Annotated in this window: 21 protein-coding genes; 8 read left to right on the plus strand and 13 right to left on the minus strand. The window is 70.9% G+C overall.

Annotation, left to right across the window (positions count from 1 at the left end):
• Positions 1-7: 7 nt before the first annotated feature.
• Entirely contained in the window at positions 8-1,621 is a 1,614-nt protein-coding gene (locus ACZ7CF_RS00695) for an aldehyde dehydrogenase family protein (protein WP_360387816.1), read from the minus strand.
• A 152-nt stretch (positions 1,622-1,773) separates the two neighbouring features.
• On the opposite strand from ACZ7CF_RS00695, the gene ACZ7CF_RS00700 reads away from it, so the two are divergent.
• On the plus strand, positions 1,774-2,772 hold the full coding sequence (locus ACZ7CF_RS00700; protein ID WP_470368459.1) for a bifunctional lysylphosphatidylglycerol flippase/synthetase MprF: 999 nt from the start codon (positions 1,774-1,776) through the stop codon (positions 2,770-2,772).
• Between the two features lie 4 nt (positions 2,773-2,776).
• Here the strand turns inward: ACZ7CF_RS00700 and ACZ7CF_RS00705 are convergent, their stop codons facing one another.
• Complete coding sequence (locus ACZ7CF_RS00705; protein ID WP_360387810.1) at positions 2,777-3,541, minus strand: AfsR/SARP family transcriptional regulator; 765 nt, start codon at positions 3,539-3,541, stop codon at positions 2,777-2,779.
• 249 nt (positions 3,542-3,790) lie between these two features.
• On the opposite strand from ACZ7CF_RS00705, the gene ACZ7CF_RS00710 reads away from it, so the two are divergent.
• Positions 3,791-4,306, plus strand: a complete 516-nt coding sequence (locus tag ACZ7CF_RS00710) for an SGNH/GDSL hydrolase family protein (protein WP_470368460.1) — start codon at positions 3,791-3,793, stop codon at positions 4,304-4,306.
• 60 nt (positions 4,307-4,366) lie between these two features.
• Here ACZ7CF_RS00710 and ACZ7CF_RS00715 read toward each other — a convergent pair whose 3' ends face one another.
• Complete coding sequence (locus ACZ7CF_RS00715) at positions 4,367-5,113, minus strand: SDR family oxidoreductase (RefSeq protein ID WP_360387805.1); 747 nt, start codon at positions 5,111-5,113, stop codon at positions 4,367-4,369.
• 91 nt (positions 5,114-5,204) lie between these two features.
• Positions 5,205-6,068 (minus strand): RNA polymerase sigma-70 factor, encoded by an 864-nt coding sequence (locus tag ACZ7CF_RS00720; protein ID WP_470368461.1) that lies wholly within the window; start codon positions 6,066-6,068, stop codon positions 5,205-5,207.
• 86 nt (positions 6,069-6,154) lie between these two features.
• On the opposite strand from ACZ7CF_RS00720, the gene ACZ7CF_RS00725 reads away from it, so the two are divergent.
• Positions 6,155-6,658, plus strand: a complete 504-nt coding sequence (locus tag ACZ7CF_RS00725) for a DinB family protein (protein WP_470368462.1) — start codon at positions 6,155-6,157, stop codon at positions 6,656-6,658.
• A gap of 173 nt (positions 6,659-6,831) precedes the next feature.
• Here the strand turns inward: ACZ7CF_RS00725 and ACZ7CF_RS00730 are convergent, their stop codons facing one another.
• Positions 6,832-7,260 (minus strand): hypothetical protein, encoded by a 429-nt coding sequence (locus ACZ7CF_RS00730; protein WP_470368463.1) that lies wholly within the window; start codon positions 7,258-7,260, stop codon positions 6,832-6,834.
• A 156-nt stretch (positions 7,261-7,416) separates the two neighbouring features.
• Between ACZ7CF_RS00730 and ACZ7CF_RS00735 the strand changes: the two genes are divergently transcribed.
• Positions 7,417-7,704: a muconolactone Delta-isomerase gene (locus ACZ7CF_RS00735; RefSeq protein ID WP_470368464.1), complete on the plus strand. Its 288-nt coding sequence runs from the start codon at positions 7,417-7,419 to the stop codon at positions 7,702-7,704.
• On the opposite strand, the gene ACZ7CF_RS00740 is transcribed toward ACZ7CF_RS00735, so the two are convergent.
• Both ACZ7CF_RS00740 and ACZ7CF_RS00745 read right to left on the minus strand, forming a co-directional pair.
• Entirely contained in the window at positions 7,701-8,327 is a 627-nt protein-coding gene (locus tag ACZ7CF_RS00740; RefSeq protein ID WP_470368465.1) for a DUF2238 domain-containing protein, read from the minus strand. The two genes, ACZ7CF_RS00735 and ACZ7CF_RS00740, sit on opposite strands and share 4 nt — an antisense overlap.
• A gap of 6 nt (positions 8,328-8,333) precedes the next feature.
• Positions 8,334-9,467, minus strand: a complete 1,134-nt coding sequence (locus ACZ7CF_RS00745) for an MFS transporter (RefSeq protein ID WP_470368466.1) — start codon at positions 9,465-9,467, stop codon at positions 8,334-8,336.
• Between the two features lie 45 nt (positions 9,468-9,512).
• Here ACZ7CF_RS00745 and ACZ7CF_RS00750 point away from each other — a divergent pair, with 45 nt between their 5' ends.
• Positions 9,513-10,064 carry a TetR/AcrR family transcriptional regulator gene (locus ACZ7CF_RS00750; RefSeq protein WP_470368467.1) on the plus strand — a complete coding sequence of 184 codons (552 nt, stop codon included), beginning with the start codon at positions 9,513-9,515 and terminating at the stop codon, positions 10,062-10,064.
• Positions 10,065-10,074: 10 nt separating this feature from the next.
• On the opposite strand, the gene ACZ7CF_RS00755 is transcribed toward ACZ7CF_RS00750, so the two are convergent.
• Positions 10,075-10,464 carry a VOC family protein gene (locus ACZ7CF_RS00755; protein WP_470368468.1) on the minus strand — a complete coding sequence of 130 codons (390 nt, stop codon included), beginning with the start codon at positions 10,462-10,464 and terminating at the stop codon, positions 10,075-10,077.
• A 354-nt stretch (positions 10,465-10,818) separates the two neighbouring features.
• Here ACZ7CF_RS00755 and ACZ7CF_RS00760 point away from each other — a divergent pair, with 354 nt between their 5' ends.
• Positions 10,819-12,615 carry a S8 family serine peptidase gene (locus ACZ7CF_RS00760; protein WP_360387784.1) on the plus strand — a complete coding sequence of 599 codons (1,797 nt, stop codon included), beginning with the start codon at positions 10,819-10,821 and terminating at the stop codon, positions 12,613-12,615.
• A 74-nt stretch (positions 12,616-12,689) separates the two neighbouring features.
• On the opposite strand, the gene ACZ7CF_RS00765 is transcribed toward ACZ7CF_RS00760, so the two are convergent.
• A complete protein-coding gene (locus ACZ7CF_RS00765) occupies positions 12,690-15,536 on the minus strand; it encodes a helix-turn-helix transcriptional regulator (protein ID WP_470368469.1) in 2,847 nt (948 codons plus the stop codon).
• A 582-nt stretch (positions 15,537-16,118) separates the two neighbouring features.
• Positions 16,119-16,493: a winged helix-turn-helix transcriptional regulator gene (locus ACZ7CF_RS00770; RefSeq protein WP_360387778.1), complete on the minus strand. Its 375-nt coding sequence runs from the start codon at positions 16,491-16,493 to the stop codon at positions 16,119-16,121.
• Between the two features lie 96 nt (positions 16,494-16,589).
• On the opposite strand from ACZ7CF_RS00770, the gene ACZ7CF_RS00775 reads away from it, so the two are divergent.
• Entirely contained in the window at positions 16,590-16,973 is a 384-nt protein-coding gene (locus ACZ7CF_RS00775) for a RidA family protein (protein WP_360387775.1), read from the plus strand.
• A gap of 11 nt (positions 16,974-16,984) precedes the next feature.
• Here the strand turns inward: ACZ7CF_RS00775 and ACZ7CF_RS00780 are convergent, their stop codons facing one another.
• Positions 16,985-17,350 (minus strand): hypothetical protein, encoded by a 366-nt coding sequence (locus tag ACZ7CF_RS00780; protein WP_470368470.1) that lies wholly within the window; start codon positions 17,348-17,350, stop codon positions 16,985-16,987.
• 128 nt (positions 17,351-17,478) lie between these two features.
• Here ACZ7CF_RS00780 and ACZ7CF_RS00785 point away from each other — a divergent pair, with 128 nt between their 5' ends.
• Positions 17,479-18,510, plus strand: a complete 1,032-nt coding sequence (locus ACZ7CF_RS00785; protein ID WP_470368471.1) for an FAD-dependent oxidoreductase — start codon at positions 17,479-17,481, stop codon at positions 18,508-18,510.
• 18 nt (positions 18,511-18,528) lie between these two features.
• Here ACZ7CF_RS00785 and ACZ7CF_RS00790 read toward each other — a convergent pair whose 3' ends face one another.
• The gene (locus ACZ7CF_RS00790) at positions 18,529-19,602 is read right to left on the minus strand and encodes a S1 family peptidase (RefSeq protein ID WP_470368472.1); all 1,074 of its coding nucleotides are present in this window, start codon (positions 19,600-19,602) and stop codon (positions 18,529-18,531) included.
• Between the two features lie 8 nt (positions 19,603-19,610).
• The gene (locus tag ACZ7CF_RS00795) at positions 19,611-22,322 is read right to left on the minus strand and encodes an AbfB domain-containing protein (protein WP_470368473.1); all 2,712 of its coding nucleotides are present in this window, start codon (positions 22,320-22,322) and stop codon (positions 19,611-19,613) included.
• Positions 22,323-22,329 lie beyond the last annotated feature (7 nt).

The raw sequence follows: 22,329 nt of genomic DNA on the forward strand, positions 1-22,329 counted from the left end.
GGTCCCTTCAGTTCGCCGTGCCCAGTGCCGCCTGCCACGCGCCGAAGATCGCGTCCCTCGGACGGATGCCGGTGGCGATGCTGACACCCTGCAGGTGGGAGGTGCGCAGGATCGGGTAGTTGGCCTCGCCGAACACGCCGCCGGTGAGCCCGGTGCCGCCGTGGGTCGGGAGGTAGGGCAGGAAGCCGATGTGCGAGTCGTTGACCTTGAGCAGGCCACCGCCGTTGATCCGGTCGACGAACCGTTCGACGACCTCGGGGTCGTTGGCCCACACCGAGTTCCGCAGCCCGTACCGGTTGCTGTTGACGAAGTCGACGAACCGGTCGAGCAGCACCTCGTCGCTCGCGGGCTCGGCCACGACCAGCGGCAGCAGCGGGAAGAACGTCTCCTCGCGCACCGCGTCGACCTCGCGGGCGCCCTCCAGGCCGCGCACGAGCACCACCGTCGGTTCCAGGAAGACGCCGTTGGGGTCCCTGGTCTCGTCGGTCTGCATCGCGTACCCGCCGCACACGAGCTCGGCGCCCTTGTCGAGCGCGTCGGCGAGCACGGCGAAGAACTTGTCGTTGCGCAGCACCGGGGTGAGCAGCACGTCCTCCTCGGAGGCCGGGCCGGGGCGGATGTGCAGCGCGGTGCGGACCAGCAGCCGGACCAGCTCGTCGGCGACGTCCGGGTGGACGAGCACGTGGTTGGGGATCATGCAGAGCTGGCCGGAGCCGAAGAAGCTCTCCGACAGCGCCTCCGCCGCCAGCTCCAGGTCCGCGTCCTTCCAGACCACGACGGCGTCGTTGCCGCCCAGCTCGAGGATCGGCTTCTTGCCGGCGGAGACGCAGCGGTCCTGGAAGCGGATGCCGTTCTCGCTGCTGCCGAAGTACATGATGTCGTCGACGAGGGGGCTGTCCACCCAGACGTTGAGCATCGGCGCCGGGTCGCCGCACACCACGTTCAGCGTGCCGGGCGGTGCGCCGATCTCCTCCAGCGCCGGCACCACGACCTCGTGCAGCACGTACATGACGCCCAGTGGTGCGCTGCGCGGGGCGCGGACGACCAGCGAGTTGCCGGCCATCAGCGACGTGACGCCGAGCAGCGCGCTCGACAACGGCGCGTTCTGCGGCGGGTTCAGGCACACCACGCCGTCGGGCTGGCGGCGCACCAGGATGCGCCGCTCACCGTGCTGGAACTCCTGGCGCATCTGGGACCGGTAGAAGGCCAGCGACTCCGGCCCGTAGCACTCCAGCATCCCGGACACCTGCCAGCGCGCGAGCGCCAGCGGGTGGCCCTCCTGCACGAGGACCTCGGTGATCTCACCGGCCTTCTCGACGAGCCGGGCGTGGATGAGCTTGCCCAGCTCCTCCAGTCTGGTGTCCAACGGGAACGCCGCCCACACCGGTTGCGCGCGGGCCGCGGCCTCGACGGCCCGGTTCACGGTCTCGCGGTCGGCCTTCGCCACCTGCCCGACGATCGAGGCGGGCAACGCGTCGGGGAGGTGCGCGCCGTCTTCCAGCCTGCGCTTCAGCGTCAGGCTGGCGAAGACGTCGTCGAGCAGGCTCGCGGCGTCGACGACGTACACCCAACCGGCGCTGGAGACGTTCCGGCCGTCGACATAGGACAGATATGTGCGCATGGCTCGACGTGGCCCCCTGTTCTGTCGATGTGCCGGTGACTCTTCCAGCCGCCGCTGAGAACCCCCGGAGACAGCGCTGACACCGCGCTTTCAGCACGGTCTCCGGCTCGTCGGCGATGCTGGGCCCCTCCCGGCCACCGAAGGAGATCCGCATGAGCACCGTGGACGACACCGTCCGCTTCGACCTGGCCCGGCACGCGGTGCGCGAGTTCGGTGAGAACCCGAGCGCGTTCCTGGCGCTGAACTCGGGCAACGAGTACTTCACCGCCGCAGGTCACACGGGTGTCATCGCCTACCGCACGGCCGGTCGGTACCTCGTGCAGTTCGGTGGGGTGCTGGCGGCGCCGGAGGACCAGGAGCCGCTGCTGCGGGCGTTCCTCGCACACGCGGATGCGCACAAGCGAAAGGTCGTGTCCATCCAGCTGCAGCCGGCCGATGTCGAAACGTACGTTCGTGCGGGGTGCACGATCAACCAGGTCGGTGCTTCCTACTCCCTGGAATTGTCCGGTTTCTCCCTGCGCGGCACGAAGTTCATGAAGCTGCGCAACAAGATCGCGAAGGCGCGGCGCAGCGGGGTCGAGGTCGCGGAGGTGCCGTACGAGCAGCACCGGGACGACCTGAAGACCATCGACGGCCAGTGGCTGCGGTCGAAGGGGCGGCACGTCAAGGAGATCGAGTTCCTCGTCGGCGAGTGCGGCGGCGCGGTGCAGGAGGACCGCAGGCTCTTCCTCGCGACGATCGGCGGCGAGCCGATCGCCTACGTGTCGTACTCACCGGCGTTCGGCAGCAGGAGCGGGTGGCTGCACGACCTCAGCCGGCGGGTTCCGACGGTTCCGCCGGGGGTGATGGAGCTCGTGAACTCCGTCGCGATCGAACGGTTCCGCGAGGAGGGCGCCGCGTGGCTGCACTTCGGCTTCACGCCGTTCACCGGTCTGTCACCGGATCTCCGCACGTCTACGGCGAGTCCGTTCACCGACCGGCTGATGCGGTTGCTCGCCACGCACGGTGACGCCGTCTACCCCGCCGCGAGCCAGTTGGCGTACAAGGAGAAGTGGGGACCGCAACTCGTTGTGCCGGAGTACCTGGCGTTCCACGGCAAGGCGTCGCTCGGCGCGGTCTGGCAGATACTCCGGATCACCAGGTCGGTGTGACCGTTCAGCGCAGCAGGGCGGGGTCTTGCTGGAGGATCCCGTGGAACTTGTCGCGCAGCGCCTGGCTGGGTTCGAGTCCGAGGTCGACGGCCAGGCGCTGGCGCAGCTGGTGGTAGAGGTCCAGCGCCTCCGCCTGGCGTCCGGCCTGGTAGAGAGCGGTCATCAGCTGCCCGCAGAACCGCTCGCGCAACGGGTGCTGCTGGTGCAGCTGTTCCAGCTCGGTGATCAACGCCCGGTTCTCGCCGAGGGCGAGCTGCGCGTCGAACAACCGCTCATAGGCATTCAGCTTCGTCTCCGCCAATCGGGCGTACGCGAGCCGGGAGATGCGGCCGTGGCCGGTGTCGATGAGTGCCGGACCGCGCCACAGGGACAAGGCCTCGGTAAGGACCGCGATGACGTTCAACGAATCCATGTCCGGTCGCAGGCCGACCTGGTTCACCATTTCACAAAACTTCAGCCCGTCGATATCTTGGGGCGCCAGCGCCAACGCGTAACCGGCATCCGAAGTCTGCACGATATCGCGCAGGGACTCGCGCCCGGTCTCCTCGCCGAGAATCTTGCGCAACCGCGCGACATGCCCCTGCAGGGAGTTCGCCGCATTCCGCGGCGGGGAGTCCGGCCACAACTCGTCGATCAGCTGCTCCTTGGTAGCGGGCCGACCTGCGCAGAGAGCGAGCGCCGCCACCAGTGCCCGCAGCTTCTCGCCCGGCACCCTGAACTTCACGCCGTCCTCGGATAACTCGAGCGGTCCGAGAATGCTGATCTTCACGAATACCCCCGACTACCGTGTGCGGACGTTCGGAGGTTGATTTCGCAGGAAAGCGCGCACGCCAGCGTGCGCCCCCCAACGCGACCCCCCGCAGCCTTGTCAGCAGACTAACCTCACGCAACGTCGTCGTCAAACGTCACAGCGTGATCCAGAGCTGCAATCCGATAGGCAGGATGCAAGAGCCCTGTACCCTCGAAAACCGGTATTGTTCGGCTTGCGTCGCACACGTATTCGGGGTCAGGGGGAAAAATGACTGAGACACGGCTGGCGGGGGTGACGCCCGACGCACCGTGGCGTCGGCTGGTGGCGCTCGGCGACCCCGGTGGCATCGGCCCGTCCTCGCGCAAGGGACTCGCCAGGCACCTGCGCGACACCCACACGAGCCTCGCGTTCCTCGACCTCTGCCGCACCAGGGCGTCCATTTCGGACACCCGCGCCCGGCACCTCACCCGCGCACTGGACTTCCGCTGCGACCTCGCGCTGGTGCTGTGCGGAGGACAGGACGACGCCGCGGACCCGTACGACGCGGAAGTGGAGCTGGGCCGCGTGATCGGGCCGTTGCGCGACGCCGGTGCGGACGTGCTGACGATCGTGCCGCCCACGTCGACCCGTTCCCCGCTGCGCGACCGGTTCGCCGCGGTGTCCATGCGGCACGGGGCGTTGTACCTGCACCTGGAGTCGACGGCGCAGACCTCGGTGCTGGGCGAGGTCGTGCGCACCCTCAACGCGAAGGTCTGGTCTCGCCGGCAACGCGTCTCGTCGTGACAGTCCTCAGCAGACGGTCGTCCGCCTTTTCGGACGGACGACCGTCTGTTGTGGATCGGGTCAGTTCCCTGCGGCGAACCAGTCCTCGATGCTCGTCGCCTGCAGCTGCGCGCCGGCGTTCGGGACGAGCTGCCTTCCGGTCAGCGCCGTGCCGAAGTACTGCGCCCGCGGGTCCGACACGACCTCGCGCTCGTCCTCGCGCCGCGTGAGCACCGTGCGGATCCACCCGTCCATCGTGAACTCCTCGGGCCCGCCGATCTCCAGCACGCCGTTCACCGGCTCGGTCGCCGCCGTCCTGGCCACGACCGCCGCCACGTCCGCCGCGGCGACCGGCTGGACACCGCCGTGCGGGAGCCGCACCACGCCGTCCGCGGTGGCGCTGTTCGCGATGGCGCCGGCGAACTCGAAGAACTGCGTGGCGCGGATGACCGAGTACGTCAGGCCCGACGCCCTGATGAGCTCCTCCTGCGCCACCTTCGCCCGCAGGTAGCCCGAGTCCGGCAGCTCGTCGGCGCCGACGATCGACAGCGCGACGTAGTGGCCGACCCCGGCCTGCCGTGCGGCGTTGACCAGGTTCGTCGTGGCCGTGGTGAAGAAGCGCAGGACGTCCTCGTCGGCGAACGACGGCGAGTTCGACACGTCCACGAGCACGTCGGCGCCCTTCACCACCTCCTCGACGCCTGCGCCGGTGACGGTGTCGACGCCGCTGCTCGGGGAGGCCGCCACCGCCTCGTGGCCGTGCTCCCCCAGCCGCTTCACGACCTGGCTGCCGATCAAGCCGGTGCCGCCGATGACAACGATCCTCATGGTCCATCCCTTTCGTGTGCCCGCTGGTGTGCGGGCGTTCACGAGCTAGGACAAGACAGCCCGCGCGGTTGTGACGCGCTGCGAACGCCTCCTAGGCGAACGCGCCCAGCTTCTCCGGGTTGACCAGCCACATCACCTGGTCGATGCCCTCCTCCGACACCGCTACCGTGATCACGCCGAACACCGTGCCGTCGCGTTCCAGCCGGATCGCCGCCTGCCCGTTCGCCTCCACGTACGAGACGTCCTCGGCCGTCCAGAACGTCGGTGCCCAGGCCGCGAAGATCTTCGCCAGCGCGGTGGCGCCGTACAGCGGGCGGCCGGCGGCGCGGACCTTGCCGTTGGAGTCGGACCAGCTCACCACGTCCGCGGCGAACAGCTTTTCCAGGCCGGCGAGGTCACCTGCCTGGGCGGCGGCGACGAAGGCCTCCAGCAGCTCGCGTTGCCTGGCGGGGGTGGCCGGGGTGCGGCGCGAGTCGGCGAGGTGCTTGCGGGCGCGGCTGACCAGCTGGCGTGCGGCGACCTCACTGGTCTGAACGACCTCGGCGATCTCGCGGTACGGGTAGTCGAACGCCTCGCGCAGCACGTAGGCGGCACGTTCGGTGGGGGTGAGCTTCTCCAGCAGCATCAGCACGGCTAGCTCCAGCACGGCACCCCGCTCGGCGCCCAGCTGCGGGTCGGCGGCCGTGTCGACCGGTTCGGGCAGCCACGGGCCGGCGTAGGTCTCGCGGCGGGCGCGGGCGGTCCGGCTCTCGTTGATGGCGAGGCGGGTGGTGGCCGTGGCCAGGTAAGCCTCGGGGTTCAGCACTGCGGCGCGGTCGGCGGTCTGCCAGCGCAGCCACACCTCCTGCACCAGGTCCTCGGCGTCGGCCACGCTGCCGGTCATCCGGTACGCGATGCCGAAGAGCCTGGGCCGCGCGGCCGCGAACGCCGACTCCGCCTGCTCGAGCTGCGTCATCCGCCACTCCGTTCCGTCTCCGCACCCACCGTAGCGCCGGCCCCCGGCGGCGGTCGCCGCGGTGGCGGATCTCCACAATGGAGGGCGTGACCGACCGACCTGAGCCGCCGCTGACCGGGAACGAGCGCGACACCCTGCGCGCGTTCCTCGACTTCCACCGCGCCACCCTCGCGCTCAAGTGCGCGGGGCTGTCGGACGAGCAGCTGCGCCGCCGGTCGATGCCACCGTCCACGCTCACCCTGCTGGGGCTGGTGCGGCACATGGCCGAGGTCGAGCGCACGTGGTTCCGGCGCGTGATCAACGGCGAGGACGTCACCAACGTGTGGTCCGCCGACAACGACTACCAGGTCGCCTACGACGCGAGCGGCTCGACGCGCACGGAGGCGTTCGCGGCGTGGGAGGCCGAGGTCGCGCACGCCCGCAGGATCGAACGCGCCGCCGAGTCGCTCGACATCACCGGCTACCAGCCCAAGTGGGAGCAGCACGTGTCGTTGCGGCTGGTCATGCACCACCTGTGCCACGAGTACGCACGGCACAACGGCCACGCCGACTTCCTGCGCGAGGCCCTCGACGGCTCGACCGGCACCTGACCCCTGCTCTTCCGGCATCTGCAAGTACCACCAACTCAACATCAACAGGCACTTTTCCACTACCAACAGCGCCGCCGACCGTCCGTGGGTCCGGAGTCTCCTTCGTCAGACGGCGAACATGTTGGTGGTACTTGCAGATGCCTGGGCAGCAACGGGGGTGGCGGTGGTACCGGCTAGAGGGATCGCCAGACGTAGAGGTGCTCCCCGGCGGCGCGTGAGCGCGCGGCCAGTGCGATCAGCTCGTGCAGGTGCGGGGCCAGGTCGAGCGGCTCACCGGTGTGCGTCGCGAGCTCCTCGATGCCCGCCCAGCGCCGCGCCAGTGCGGGCACGTCGGCGGCGGGGATGTCGGCCAGGGTGTCCCTGACGTCATCGGCGAACTCGCAGACCCACGCCTCGAACTCGCTGTCCTCGTCGCTGACCAGCGTGGTGGCGGACAGGCCGGGGTGCCACTCGACGTCGCGCACGAACCCGATCAGCTGGCCCAGCACCACGTCGGGTTCGAGGCCGGCGACGGTGTCCAGGTGGTTCAACGGTCCGCCGTCCACCACGAGCGCCGCCTGCTCGGCGCCGGGTGCGCGGAAGTAGTCGTTCAGAACGCCCACGTGCTCCCCCAAAGATGTCCGGCGGAGCATAACCACACGGGTCCCGGGCCTGGAGGTGTGGTCGTCGCGGCTCGCATCGAACGGGCCCGGCGCGGGTATTCCCCGTGACGGCGGCACCTCGACCTGCGAGGGCCGCCGACCTGCGGAGGTGAACTCGTGCTCTTCCACGTGCGAATGGACGTCTCGCTCCCCCACGACCTGGATTCCGCGCGACGGGCGGAACTGGTCACGGCGGAGAAGGAGCGGGCGCTGGAGCTGCAACGCCTGGGTGTCTGGCCGCACCTGTGGCGGGTCGTGGGGCGCAGCGACGTCATCGGGATCTTCGACGTGCCGACCAACGACGAGCTGCACGCCGTGCTGTCGTCGTTGCCGCTGTGGGAGTTCATGGATGTCGAGGTGACGCCGCTGGCGCAGCACCCGTCCGACCTCGCGGCCCAGGCCTAGGGCCGCAGGCCGAGCTGGCGGTCGTGCAGCCGCCGCCACACCAGCAGGGAGACCACCGCTCCGCACAGGCACAGGAACATGTCCCACTGCGTGTCCCACTGGTCGCCCTGCGTGCCGAGGAAGTCGTCGGCACCGGCTCCCAGGACCACCGCGCTCAGCCACTCGACGAACTCGAAGCACGCGCTGATCGCCAGGCACACGCACGTGCTGAGGAACGCCACCCAGCCGCCCGGCCGCAACGGCGTACGGCGCAGCAGGACCTCCCGCACCGCGACCGCGGGCACGAACCCCTGGACCACGTGGGCGAACCGGTCGTAGTTGTTGCGTTGCATGCCAAGCCATTCCTGTGCCCACTCGCCGAGCGGTGTCTCCGCGTAGGTGTACTGCCCGCCGTAGCAGAGCACCAGCGCGTGCAGCACCAGCAACCAGCACAGCAACCGGGTCAGCGGAAAGCGCTTGCGCAGCAACACCACCAGCGGCAGGCCGACGACCACCCACACGACCTCCAGCGCCCACGTGCCGGGTGACCTCGCCAGCACACCGGTCACCACCAGCGCGGCGACCACCACGCCGACCAGCACCCGCCCCTCGATCCGGCCCGGCCCGTGCACAGTGGACTTCATGCCGGATCACCGTAGTGGTGCGGCGGCACCGGTCTCGGCACCCGGCCGTACCACCGCGCCGAGCAGTCCTGCGGCGGCGGCGCCGAGGAACGCGGTGAGGTGGCCGAAGTGGTCCACCACCACGCCGGCGAGCAGGGCGCCGACGGCCTGCCCGACGGCAATCAGCAGGAACGACGTGCCGACGCCGGTGGCCGGCCGGTCGCCGTGCACGCGCGTGCTCCAGACCAGCAGCAGCCCGCTGAGCGCGATGTAGGAGGCACCGAACAGGCCGGCGGCGGTGAACGACACGGCGACGTCGCCCGGCCACAGCGCGAGTGCGGCGGTGGCAGCGGAGAGCAGGACGAGCACGGCGGTCCAGGCGGTGCGCAGGCCCAGGACGCCGGTCAGGTGACCGCTGACCGCGCCGAACAGCCCGGCCAGTCCGATCAGCGACCACATCAGCGCGGCGGCGGTCGGCCCGGTGTGCACGACGTCGCGGCCGAACGTCCACACCGCCGAACTGGCCAGGCCCAGCAGGAACGCGGCGGTGAGCAGCGGCGCGGCACCGGGCGGCAGCAGCGACCCCGTCTCCCGGCCCGTCGCACCGCGTCCGTGCGGCACCGTCGCCACCACCCACGCCGTGACGGCGACCGACACCACGGCGAACGCCGCCCAGGCGAGCCGCCAGTCGTCCAGCAGGACCAGCGCGACCGGTCCGGACAGCAGCACGCCCACGCCGGTGCCCGCGTTCACCACCGACTGCGCGCGGTCCTGGCGCGCCGCGTCGACCGTGCGGGCGATCGCCTCGGCCAGCGGCGGCGACGCCAGACCGGTGCTCACCCCGGCGACCAGGACACCGGCCGCGAGCAGCACGCCGTTCGCCGAGACGGCGACGAGCGCGGTGCCGGCGGCGGCGAACACCCCCGCGCCCACCGCCACCGGCCGCGGACCGTGCCGGTTGGTCAGCAGGAACCCGGCGACGACCGCGATCCCGTAGCCGGCGTAGCTGCCCGCGCCGATGACGCCGAGCAGCGTGGAGCCCAGCGCGAACTGCTGCTGGAACGCGGGCGCGAACAGGCCGTAGGCGAACCTGGCGAACCCGTAGCACACCCCGACGAGTGCCGTGCCCGCACAGATCAACCCCACCTGCCGCCTGTCCACGATCCTCCCCTGGTAGAATGTCAGTTCTACTCCTAGACTAACGGCGTGGCCCCTTCAGCGCGAGAACGCATCCTCGTCGCCGCCTCCGAGCTGTTCTACGGCGACGGCATCGCGAACACCGGCGTGGACGCCGTGGTGGACCGTGCCGGGGTCGCGCTCGGCTCGGTGTACAAGAACTTCGGCGGCAAGGACGGCCTGGTCGAGGCCTACCTGCGCCGCCGGGACCACTTGTGGCGCGCGACCTGGGAACGGGTGGCCGCCGACGCCGCGACACCGCTGGACCGGGTGCTGTCGGTGTTCGACGCCCTGCTGCTGTGGTGCCGCGACCAGGGCGCCGACCAGGGCTGCGCGCACGTCGCCGGGCTGGTGCAGCTGCCGGCCGGACATCCGGCGGTCGAGGTGGCCCTCGCGCACAAGGACCACCTGGTGCAACGCCTGGCCGAGCTGGCGGCGGGTCTTCCGGCGGTGGACGAGGTCGTCGCGGACGTGGCGATCGTCTATGAGGGCGTTCTCGTGCGGATGCAGCTCGGGGCCGATCCGGAGGAGGTCATCCCGCGAGCCAGGAAGCTGGCGGAGACGGCGATTCTTTCTCGTTAGAACTTTTGTTCTAGTTTGATTCGGTGTAGTTGCAGATCTCCACGAGGTTGCCGTCCGGGTCGCGCACGTAGACGCTGCGCATCTGCCCGAGGGCCCCGTCGCGCTCCCCCGGCCCCTCCTCGACGGGAACGCCGTGGGCGGCGAGGGTCGCGAGCACCTCGTCGAGCGGGTCCTCGGTGACGAAGCACAGGTCGGCGCTGCCGGGCACGACGTGGCGGGCCTTGGGTTCGAACTCGTGGCCTGCCTCGTGCAGGTTGATCTTGCTGTGGCCGAAGGCGAGCGCCTTGCGGTCCTCGCCGAAGGTCATCTCCCGCATGCCGAGCACGGTCACGTAGAAGTCGAGCGTGGCCCGCAGGTCGGTGACGGTGAGGACGAGGTGGTCGAGCCGGTCGATGCGCATCACCCCAGTCTGCCGGTTCGCGGCGTTCAAGGAGGTCCTCGCCGAGGTCGGGCGGACCTGCCGCCACTGAGCGGGCGTTGCCGGCCCTGTGCCGGGTCAGGTGACCGCTCCGCCGGGAACAGCAGGGGGCGGCGGTGGTTGCGATAGGGGTTCGCGTCGTTGCGGTACGGGTTTCCCGGATCGGCGTACCGGTCTTTCCCGATGCCCTCCACCGACGCGAAATTACGTGGTGGCCGGGACGGATGTCGTTCGTAGCGTGGTGAGAGCGCGGGTTGTCTCCGCGTTCTCCCCTGCGAATGAAGGACATGACAGCTCATGGCGAGATGGAAAACCTCAGCGGGTGTGATCGGCTGTGTGATCGCTGCGGCCGGGTCGGCTCTCGTGCTCGCGACGCCGGCGTCGTCGGCGCCTTCGGCCCCCGTCCTCAACGCCGGGTCCGCCGATGCGGTGCCCGGCAGGTACATCGTGGTGCTCAAGGGCACCGCGACCGCGCAGGGCACGGCCTCGGCTGCCTCGTCGGTGGTCCAACGGCACGGCGGTCGCACCCGGCACGTCTTCGACGCGGTGGTCGGTGGCTTCTCCGTGTCGATGTCGCCGGAGCAGGCCGCGCGCACGGCGGCGGACCCGGCCGTCGAGCGGGTGCAGCAGGTCGTGCGCATGCAGGTGCTCGACACCCAGCAGAGCCCGCCGAACTGGGGTGACGACCGCATCGACCAGCGCGACCTGCCGCTGGACAGCAAGTTCACCTATCCCGCCAACGGCGGGGAGGGCGTGCGCGTGTACGTCCTCGACTCCGGCATCAACGCGAACCACCAGGACTTCACCGGCCGGATCGCGGCGGGTTACGACTTCGTCGACAACGACTCCACGCCGCAGGACTGCAACGGTCACGGCACGCACGTCGCCGGCACGGCCGCCGGAACGCGGTACGGCGTGGCCAAGAAGGCCACGATCGTGCCGCTGAAGGTGCTCGACTGCGGTGGGAGCGCCTACGACGACGACCTCATCGCCGCCGCGAACTGGGTGGTGCGCAACGGGTCCGGGCCCGGCGTCGTCAACTACAGCATCGGCTGCCGTCAGCGGTGCCCCAGCAACCCCGCGCTCGAGAACGCCGTCACCGGTGTCGTCAACAGCGGCGTGCAGTGGGTCATGGCGGCGGGCAACTCCAACGACGACGCCTGCCAGTACAGCCCGCAGCACCTGCGGGCGCCGATCACCGTCGGCAACAGCAACCGCTCCGACGCCCGCCGTTCGGACAGCAACTACGGCACCTGCCTGGACATCTTCGCCCCGGGAACGGACATCGTGTCCGCGGCGTACAACAGCAACACCGGCTCCGCCACCATGTCCGGCACGTCGATGGCGTCGCCGCACGTGGCGGGCGTCGCGGCACTGCACCTCGCGCAGAACCCGTCGGCCACCCCGGCGCAGGTGCGCGATGCGCTGGTGAACAACGGTTCCACCGGCAAGCTCAGCGGCATCAACACGGGCTCGCCGAACGTGCTGCTGTACTCCGGCTACCTCAACGGCACCCAGCCCGGTGGGGTCACCGTGGCGAACCCCGGTGACAAGACCGCGACGGTCGGCCAGTCGTTCCAGCTGAACAACAGCGCGAGCGGCGGGTCCTCCCCGTACACCTGGTCGGCCACCGGTCTGCCCGCCGGCCTGTCGATCAGCTCGACGTCCGGTTCGATCACCGGCACGCCGACCACCGCCGGCACGGCGAACGTCACCGTGACCGCTCGCGACAGCGCGGGCAAGACCGGTTCGGCGTCGTTCCGCATCGTCGTCGGCACCACCGGCGGCGGTACCTGCCCGGCCGTGACCAACTCGAACAGCGGCCAGATCCTCGACTACTACACCACGCAGAGCGCCATCACGATCACCTGCTCCGGTGCGGCGTCAGCCACCTCGACGGTCGCGGTGGACATCACCCACACCTACATCGGTGACCTGCGGGTGTACCTGACCGCACCGGACGGCACCACCTACCAGCTGCACAACCAGACCGGTGGCGACACGGACAACCTGGTGCGCACCTACACGGCGAACCTGTCCAGCGAGTCCCGTGCGGGCCGCTGGCTGCTGAACGTCTACGACGGCGGTCCCGGCGACACCGGAACGCTCAACCGGTGGACCCTGACGCTCTGACCTGAGCGAACGGTCCCCGCGCAGGAACAGGGGTGCCCGGCGGTCACCACCGCCGGGCACCCCCTGGCTTCGTCTCAGCCCCGGCCGATGAGGTGGTCGTTGTCCCGCAAGGACTGCCGGGTCACCCCCAGTTTGCGCAACACCTTGGCGACGTGTTGCTCGACCGTGCGCGGCGACAGGAAGAGGACGTCCGCTATCTCGTTGTTGCTGCTGCCCGCGGCCACCAGCCTGGCCACCTCGCGCTCACGAGGTGACAGGTCAGAGCCATAACCCCGGCGACCGGCACGCGAAGGGGTCGCCCTGACCCCGAACTCCCGCAGCAGGTGCCGGCAGCGGGCGGAGTCGTAGGTGGCGCCCAGTGCCTCGTAGTCGTCGATGGTCCGGGTGAACGCCCGCACCGCTGCCGCCGGGTCGCCGGCGAGCAGGGAGGTGTCGGCACGCTCCCGTGCCCCGACGGCCAAGTACGACGCACCCATCTCCTCGTACGCGCGCGCTGCAGCGGTGTGGTGGTCGATCGACGACCGACCGTCGTGGTCGGCGAGCGCGCCGTGACAACTGTGCAACGCGGCCACGGCGAGCGGCGCGTCCATCCCGCTCACCCCGTCCGTCAAGTCCCGCACGACGGCCTCGGCGTCGGCGACCCGGTCCGCCGCCAGGTAGGCGTCCACGGCAGAGGGTGCGACCTCTCCCGCCCACGCCCACACGCCCTTGCTGCGCAGCAGCGCCATGCCCGCGTCCGCCTCGATCCCCGCACGCTCCACGTCACCGTCGCGCAGCGCGATCCGGACCAGACCGGCGGCGCAGCCGAGCGCGACCGGTGCGAACGCGTTGCGCGGAGTGCGGACGTGGGTGCCGGTGAAGTGGGCGACGGCCGCCGCCCGTTCGCCGCGGGCCAGCGCGTACAGGCCGAGCACCATGTTCAGCTCGTCGGTGATCGCGGCGAGCTCGTGGTACTCGGCCAGCAGGGCCCGCGCCCTGGCCGCCAGACCGTCCCAGGCTCCCGTGAACCAGTCGAGGACCAGCGCGGTGCTCCGCGCTCCGCTCAGCACGTACAGGCTGCCGGTCTCCTCCGCCGCCCGGATTCCCGTCCGCAGGTACCGGCGGGCGTCGCCGAACATGCCGATCGTGGTCATCGCGTCGGCCAGGTTGCAGTGAACCCGGGCGACCTGGCGGTGTTCGGCCATCGTCCGGCCCGTCTCCGGCACCGCCGTCAACCGGTCGCGGACCCCGGCGTCGCCGATGACGACCAGCGAGCCGATCACGTTGGCCAGCAACGACATCCGCATCGCGGGGTCGGCGCTGCGGTCGATCGCCTCGTCGGCCTTGCGCAGCCACGGCCTGAGCTCGGTGAGCGGGGTGTCCCCGATGAACGGCTGGGACAGCATGCTCATCGCCCTGGCCGCGAGGTCCGGCCGGCCGGCGAGCTCACCGACGGCGATCTCCATCTGCGCGCGCGCCTTCGCGACGCCTTCCTCCTGCTTGACGAAGAGCATCGCCAGCAGCATGCGCACCTCGCCGCGCGCACCCTCGGACAACCTCGGGTCGACCAGCAGCTTCTCCAGCGCCTCCGCCGGGCCGTACGAGTCGAGCCCGAGCGCCGAGACCTCACCGAGCTTCGTCCCCAGCCGGTCCACCTCGGCACCGGACAGCCACGGCTCGGCCAGCAGGCGCCGCAGCAGCGGGATCGCCGCGGACGCGTCGGACAGCACGAGCGCCTGGTCGGCGGCGGCCTCGCCGTAGCGCAGCCAGTCCTCGCGCCGCCCCACCCTCCTGCAGTGCTCGGCCAACTGCACCAACGGCGGCCGGTCGAGCCCGGCGAGCACCACCACCGCGCGCTCGTGCAGCTCGTACCGCTCCAGCACCCCCACCGCGCGGTAGACGGCCTGCCGGGCCAGCGTGTGCCGGAACTCCAGGACCCCGGCGCCGCCGTCGTGCAGCAACGTGCTCGCCAGCGCCTCGGTGGCGGCGGCACGTACCGCGCTCCCGTCCAGTCCGGCGACCTCGCCGATGAGGTGGACCGTCGCCGGCACGGCCAGGACGGCCGCCGCGCGCACGAACTGCCCGGCCTCCGCGGGCAACGCACCCAGCCGCTCCGCCGCGGACTCCAGCAACAACGCCGGAACCTCGCCACCGCTCGTCAGCCGCCGCACGGCCGCGCTGTTCGCCACCACCTCGTCCGAGCCGCCGCGCAACGAGCGCAGGACCTCCTCGACGACGAGCGGCAGCCCCGCGGTGTGCCCGTGCAGCTCCGCGGTGAACTCATCGCTCACCTCGTCCGTCTCCAGCGCGGCCGCGGCGAGCGCGGCCACCTCGTCCACGGTCAGCGGGGCAGGCCGCACCAGTTCCGTCGTCACGCCCGGTCCAGGCCGGTACGCCGTGCCCAGCGGCATCGCGGTGGGCAGGTCCTCACGCCGGTAGGTCACCACCACCGCCAACCCCGCGGGCGGGTCGGCCATCAGGAACCGGAGCAGCTGCAGCGTCCCGTCGTCGGCCCAGTGCAGGTCCTCGACCACCAGCACGGTCTCCCCCAGCGCCACCAGCACCGCGCGGATCGCCCGGAACAGCAGGTGCCGGTCGAACGAGTGGCTGCCGTTCACGGTCACCGGCTCCGGCAGCACGTCGGCCAGTTCGGGCAGCGCCTCCCGCAGTGCCGCCGTCACCGGGCTCAGCGGCCCGCACCGCTCGATCCGCGCGCGGCACCGGCCGAGCGCCTCCAGCACCGGCCCCAGGATGAACGGCTCGCGCAACTGCTGGCAGTGTCCCGTCAGGACGGTGCGCCCAGCGGCCTCCTCCGACGCGAGCAGCTCACGCACGAGCCGGCTCTTGCCGATCCCCGCTTCCCCCTCCACCTGCACCAGCGCGGGCAGGTTGCGCAGCGCGCGGTCCATCACCTCGAGCTCGTCGCGGCGACCGACGAACACCGAGCTGTCCCGCACGACCAGAGACCGGACCAGGACCCCGTCCCTCCTCTCGGCGGCGAAGACGGGCTCGCTGCCTTCGAATGGGCCAACAGGGTACGTGACGTGCGAAGAAGACGTAAGGGACTACTTCGAAGAGTCATCGGGGCGCCTGACCGGTGTGTCGGCGGGCGGTGGTGTCCTCAGGTCTTTCCGGGCGGATGCGTGGTCGCGGAGGCGCCCGTCTACCCGGAGAAGGACGTCGGGTGACATGCGGGAGGAGTCCATCGGCCAGAAGTGCCACCGCTGGTGTCCAAAGGCCCTTCGAGCACCCGGCTGAAAGTCTCGCCGTTCGTGAGCTCTGGTTGGACGCAGCTCGTTCCCGTCGTCGGACGGTCACCTGTGGACGTGTCCTGCGCGACCAGGCCCCGCAGCGTCACGACTGCCACCCCAACGCCAAGCGCAACGGCAACTCCACAGACCAACGCGACAAGCGGAAGACGGGGTGCGGTGCCGAGCACAGCACGACCATACGGCACGCGTTGTCAGGCGAGACCGCCGAACACCACTGCTCACCGCGCCCGCGGTCGCGGTTGACGCCTGCGCTCAGGCGTCGAACGAACGGCGGGCCGCTTCGATCTCCCGCAGGTGCTTCGTCGTCCACGCGCACATGGCGTCGACGGTCTGGCGCAGCTCCCGGCCCGGTTCCGTCAGCGCGTAGTCGACCCGCGGCGGCACGGTCGGGTGCACGAACCGCGACACCAGCCCGTTGCGCTCCAGCAGCCGCAGGTTCTGCGTGAGCATCTTGTGGCTGATCCCGTCGACCAGGGCGCGCAGCTCCGTGAACCGCCGGGTCTCGTCACCGATCGCCTCGATGATCAGCAGCGCCCACTTGTTGGCGACGTCGGAGAAGATCTCGCGCGCCAGCGAGTCAGCGCGGGCCAGGTCCGCGTCCTGCGGCAGCGTGAACTGCTTGCTCACCTTTAGGTTCCCCAGTCACGATAAAGTGCGTTCTTCCAGGTCAGCGTTCACTCTCCTATGGTTTCCCAGTAACCACAAGAGAGCGAGAACCTGAACATGATCACCCTGGTCAACCCCGACGGCCTGCCGCAGATCGACGTCTACCACCAGGTGGCGGTGGCGAGCGGGAGGACGGTGCACGTCGCCGGGCAGGTCGCCTGGGACGCCGGGCCCGACCTGGCCGAGCAGGTCGCGCAGGCCTACCTCAACGTCCACACGGCGCTGCGGAGCGTCGGCGCGACGTTCGACGACCTCGTCAAGGTCACCGTGTACGTCGTGGACTGGACGCCGGACAAGATGCCGCAGCTGCTCGAAGGCATCGCGAGGGCGGCTGCGGAGGCGGGCAGCACGCCCCGGCCGCCGGCCACGCTCATCGGCGTCCAGGCGCTGGACGTGCCGGAACACCTGGTCGAGATCGAGGCCACGGCGGTCATCGACTGATCCACCGGTGGTCACCGGCGGAGGGTGACCGCCAGCGCCACCGCGGCGGTCAGGGCGATGACCCCGCTCACCACCAGCTGGTTGAGCCACACGACGGAGTTCCAGTCGGAGTCGCGCAGCAGCGCCGCCACTACCAGGGCGAGGGCCAGTGCGATCGTGATCTGGCGCAGCAGCGGCACGTCCAGCGGTGCCATCGCGCGGACCATGCCGAGCAGCATGACCAGCACCGCGAGGCCCATGGACACCCAGTAGGGCTCGAAGGCGTTCACCGCCGCGTCGAAGTGCAGGACCGGTGGCGCCGCGATCAACCACACACCGGCCAGGAACGCGGTGACGCCTGCCCTGCTCTCGACGGTCCGCACGCGCGCATCCCCCACGCGAACGATTCTCACCTCTTGGCGGCGCTGAGGGAATACCCGTGCGGGATGTGCAGGACCTGTGCAGGTTCGGTGAAAGGGCCGCGCACAGCGGGCAACCGCGCGCCGGGCGCGTTCTACCGTCGGGCATGGACACCGTGGACGTGCTCGTCGTGGGCGCGGGACTGGCCGGTCTGCGCACCGCCCGCCTGCTCACCGAGGCCGGGTTGGACGTGGCCGTGTGCGAACGGCGCGGCGACCTCGGCACCGGCATCCGCACCACCGGCATCTTCGTGCGGCGCACGCTGGAGGACTTCGACCTGCCGCACCTGGGGCCGGCGGTGCGCAGGGTGGTGCTGTACCCGCCGAGCCTGACCAGGCCGGTGGAGCTCGTCAGCGGTCGCGATGAGTTCCGCGTCGGGCACATGGAGGGCGTGTACGCGCAGGCGGTCGACGACGCCCGGCGGGCCGGTGCGCAGGTCACCCTCAACGCCGGCTACCCGGCGAAGGCCGTGAAGGCGCGGTTCACGATCGGTGCGGACGGGGCGCGGTCGACGGTCGCGCGGCAGCTCGGGCTCGACGTCAACCGCACGATGATCACCGGTGTCGAGGAGGTCTACCCGGTCGCTCCCGGCGGGACGCCGACGTTCCACTGCGTGCTCGACCCGCGGCTCGCGCCCGGCTACCTGGCCTGGGTGATCGACGACGGCGAGCACGCCCACGTCGGGCTCGCCGGCCGCGCCGACCGGTTCACCGCGCCGCTGCCCCGGCTGCTGCGCAGGTTCAAGGACGGCTTTCCCACCCCCGCACCCACCGGCCCGGTCCGGCGGCGTGGTGGGCCGATCCCGGTGGGCGGGGTGCTGCGCCGGATCGTCAGCACCGAGGGGTTGCTGGTCGGCGACGCGGCGGGGGCGGTGTCGCCGTTGACCGCGGGCGGGCTCGACCCGTGCATGCGGATGTCGGAGCTGGCGGCGTCGGTCACGGCCGACTACCTGCGCAGCGGCAACCGGTACGTGCTGGAGCACTACGACGGGGCGGGGCTGCGGCGGCGGTACGTGGCGCGCGGGGCCATGCGGCGGGGGTTGTCGCTGGTGCGGGGGCCCGGTGTGGCGGAGGCCGCGTTCAGCGGGCTGCGGACGTGGCTGGGACGGGCGGTGGCGGCCAGGATCATGTTCACCTGACCGCCACCGCCCCTGCCGTCAGGCCGTGAGCAGCGTCAGGCCGTAGACCCGCAGGATCTCGTTGACCGGCTGGAACCACGTGCGGCCGCCGCTCGCGCAGTTGCCGTAGCCGCCGGACGTCACGCCCTGGGCCTGGTCACCGGTGATGAACGAGCCGCCGGAGTCGCCCGGCTCCGCGCACACCGACGTGCCGACCATCTCGTAGACCGCGCCCTGCTGGTAGTTCACGGTCTCGTTGCGGCCCTGCACCACACCGCAGTGCCAGTGCGTGGTCGAGCCAGAGCGGCACACGGACGTGCCGGGCGGGGCCTCCCACGAACCGCGCACCAGGGCGTCGCTCACCTGCCCCCAGCCGAGCACGACCGGCACGTTCCACCAGCCGCCGCCGGTGCGCACCCAGCCGTAGTCGTCGGTGGGGAACGACGAGCCGACGAACTCGCCCTGCCAGGAGCGGTCCCAGCCGTGGACGTTCCAGGCGCCGACGTTGCAGTGCCCGGCCGTCACGTAGCCGCCGTGCACGGAGAACCCGATCGAGCACCGGACGTTGCCGGTGTAGAACGGGTCGCCGCCGACGGTTCCCGCGGCGAACGTCTGCGGCTGCCGGACGCCGTCGCGCTGGACCACGACGTCCTCCGGCAGTGCGGAGACGTCCGCAGCGGGCTCGGCCTCGACGACGACCGTGCCGCTCGGCACGTCGACTCTCCACGACGCGATGCCGGACGGGATCTTGCCGGACTTCGACATCCGGTCGATGTCGTTCTTCACCGCGGTCAGCGACGCGAGCGACTTCGCCCGCAGCACCGGTGTCGCACCGGTGGCCCGCACGGCGTCGGCCTTCGCCGGGTCGGTGACGGCGACGTTCAGCTTGCCGTCGGCGAACCAGCTGCCGCCGTAGGCGTCACCGGCCGCCGCCTGCGCGGACGGGTCGATGCGCAGCGCGGTCTTCTCCTGGCCGATCCGCGTCACCGCCTCGGCCTTGCTGATGCCGAAGTCGCGGCTCATGGCGTCGACGACCTCGGCGGAGGCCACGGCGGCGGGGACGACGATGGTGCTGAGTACGAGAGCTGATACGGAAACAACGCGCAGCAACACTTTTCCTCCTAGGGTGCCCAGGGTGAGGTGGCGGCCCAGCTGACGTCCTCGGCATAACCTGCAGGGTTGTCGTAGACGTGTGCGCCGCCGCTCGATGCGACCCAAACCTCCTCTGCGTAGTGCCTGATGTTGGTGCCGAGCTCGTTGAACGACTCCAGCCGCACGCCGCCCCGCCCCGGCTGGGCGCAGAACGTCGCGTCGCGGCGGAACAGGTCGGTGTTGTCGTTCGTGCCGAGCTGGACGCGGAAGTTGGCGTGCCTCAGGAACTGGTTCGGGAAGTTGCGGGCCTCCAGCGAGTAGCACGACGGGTCGGCGAGACCGCGCCGGACCACGAACGTCGCGTCCGCCTTGAGCACCGCGTCGCTGCCGCCGGCGACGACGTCCGTGCGGGCCAGGCCGTCCCGGTGCCGCAGGTAGCGGTCGGTGAAGCCGGGCGTGGTCACCCGGAACGACCGGGCCTGGTCCAGCGGCAGGTCCGCGCCGCTGCGCCACAGCGCACCCGCCACCGCCCACGTGGTGTCCGCGGCGAACGAGCTCGCGGTGTCCCACGGGTTCGGGCCGCCGGAACGCGCCAGGTAGACGTTCTCGCCGTAGTGCCGGATGAACGCACCGCGCTGGTTGTACGACTCCAGCGCGGTGCCGCCGGAACCCGCGCGGGCGCAGAACGTCGCGTCGCCCGCGGCCGGGTTCGCCGCCGTGCCGATCCGCGCGCCGCTGTGCCGCAGGTACCGGCCGGGGAAGTTGCGCGACTCGAACGACAGGCACGAGGCGTCCGCGAGACCGGGCCGCGCGAAGAACGTGGCGTCCAGGCGGTCCAGGTCGGAGGACGGCACGTCGGTGCGCGCCAGGCCGTCGCGGTGGCGCAGGTAGCGGTCGGTGTGGCCGGAGGTGGTGACCCGCAACGAGACCACGTCGTCCGGGCCGACCGCCGTGCCGTTCGCGATCGCCAGGACGCGCAGGTTGATCTCGCGCACCCGTGCCTCGGTCATCTTCAGCACCTGGCGGTCGTAGGTGTAGAAGCCGTTGACCTCGTTCTCCACGTCGTACGGTTCGGTGTAGACCGAGCCGGACAGGCCGCGCGTGTGCACCATGCGGGCGACCTGCTTGGTGATCTCCACGTACCGCGTGGTCAGCGACGTCTCGTCCGGGTACAGGGCGCCGTAGGCGAACCCGCGGCCGGGCTGCCACTCGTGACCGGTGATCCGGCGGCCGAGACCGCCGAACTCGCCGAGCACCGCCACCCGGCGCGCGTCGGGTGTCCTGGTGGCCGTGGTGATCTGGTAGTGGTGGTCGTCGATGACGTCGCCGTTGCCGGGGTCCGGGTCGGAGACGCAGCAGTTGGCGCCGGAGTTGTGGTTGACGAGCCTGGTGCCGTCGATCGACCGCACCAGGTCGGTGATGCGGCCGGCGTCGTACTCGCCCCAGCCCTCGTTGAACGGCACCCACTGCACGATCGACGTGATGCCCTTGAGCTGGTCGATCACCCGGCGCAGCTCGGACTCGAACGCGGTGTGGCCGTTCGGGACCTCGTCGACGGCGTCGAGCGACGGCATGTCCTGCCACACCAGCAGGCCCAGCCGGTCGGCGTGGTAGAACCAGCGGGCCGGCTCGACCTTGATGTGCTTGCGGACCATGTTGAACCCCAGTGCCTTCTGGCGTTCGAGGTCCCACCGCAGGGCCGCGTCGGTCGGGGCGGTGTAGATGCCGTCGGGCCAGTAGCCCTGGTCGAGCGTGCCGAGCTGGAACACGAACTTCCCGTTGAGCAACGGCCGCATGACACCGCCGACCAGCGCCTTGCCGAGCGAGCGCATGCCGAAGTAGCCGGTGACCGCGTCACCGCTGCTCGACGTCACCCGCAGGTCGTAGAGGAACGGGTCGTCCGGCGACCACAGCCGCGCGTTCGGCACCGGGACCCGCAGGCGCGCACCGGTCTGCCCGGTCGTCGTGCCCACGACCTGGCCGCCGCTGAGCACCTGGGCGGTCACGGTCTGGCCCGCGGTGCCCTGCACGACCAGGTCGAGCGCGCCGCCGGGCACGTCCGGTGTGGTGTCGAGGCGGGTGATGTGCTGCGCCCGCACGGGTTCCAGCCAGACGGTCTGCCAGATCCCGGACGCGGCGGTGTAGAAGATGCCGTCCGGGGTGCGGCGCTGCTTGCCGATCGGGTAGCGGCTGCCGTCGACCGGCGAGTGCACGCCGACGATGACCTCGTTGCTGCCCGCGCGCAGGGCGGGCGTGATGTCGAACGAGAACGCGTCGAAGCCACCGGTGTGCGTGCCGACCTGGGTGCCGTTGACCCAGACCCTGGTCTCCCAGGTGACCGCGCCGAAGTTGAGCTTCACCCTGCGACCGTCCCAGGTGGACGGAATGGCGAAGGTCCGGCGGTAGAACATGGTGTCCTCGTGCCGTTTGATGCCCGACAGGGCGGACTCGACCGGGTACGGCACGAGGACCCCTTCGGCCAGCGGCCTGCCGAAGGGCGGTGAGCTGAGGTCGGGAGCACCCGTGAACTCCCAGACCCCGTTGAGGTTCTGCCACTCCTGCCGGACCAGCTGCGGTCGCGGGTACTCGGGCAGGGCGTTGGCCGGTGACACCTGGCTGGTCCACGGTGTCGTGAGGGGTGCGGGTTTCGGTTGCCACTCGGCGGCCTGCGCGGCCGTCGGTGTGACGGTTGTTGCTGCGACGAGGAATCCGACCAATACGCCCAGGACGCGTCTGGTCATGGCTCTC

It is taken from the genome of Lentzea sp. NPDC036955 (assembly GCF_055608005.1).

Bases quoted from the DNA above. Each gene is read 5' to 3' on its own strand.
- ACZ7CF_RS00695 (WP_360387816.1), bottom strand. From the start codon at position 1,621: ATGCGCACATATCTGTCCTATGTCGACGGCCGGAACGTCTCCAGCGCC.
- ACZ7CF_RS00700 (WP_470368459.1), top strand. From the start codon at position 1,774: ATGAGCACCGTGGACGACACCGTCCGCTTCGACCTGGCCCGGCACGCG.
- ACZ7CF_RS00710 (WP_470368460.1), top strand. From the start codon at position 3,791: ATGACTGAGACACGGCTGGCGGGGGTGACGCCCGACGCACCGTGGCGT.
- ACZ7CF_RS00715 (WP_360387805.1), bottom strand. From the start codon at position 5,113: ATGAGGATCGTTGTCATCGGCGGCACCGGCTTGATCGGCAGCCAGGTC.
- ACZ7CF_RS00720 (WP_470368461.1), bottom strand. From the start codon at position 6,068: ATGACGCAGCTCGAGCAGGCGGAGTCGGCGTTCGCGGCCGCGCGGCCC.
- ACZ7CF_RS00740 (WP_470368465.1), bottom strand. From the start codon at position 8,327: ATGAAGTCCACTGTGCACGGGCCGGGCCGGATCGAGGGGCGGGTGCTG.
- ACZ7CF_RS00755 (WP_470368468.1), bottom strand. From the start codon at position 10,464: ATGCGCATCGACCGGCTCGACCACCTCGTCCTCACCGTCACCGACCTG.
- ACZ7CF_RS00775 (WP_360387775.1), top strand. From the start codon at position 16,590: ATGATCACCCTGGTCAACCCCGACGGCCTGCCGCAGATCGACGTCTAC.
- ACZ7CF_RS00785 (WP_470368471.1), top strand. From the start codon at position 17,479: ATGGACACCGTGGACGTGCTCGTCGTGGGCGCGGGACTGGCCGGTCTG.
- ACZ7CF_RS00795 (WP_470368473.1), bottom strand. From the start codon at position 22,322: ATGACCAGACGCGTCCTGGGCGTATTGGTCGGATTCCTCGTCGCAGCA.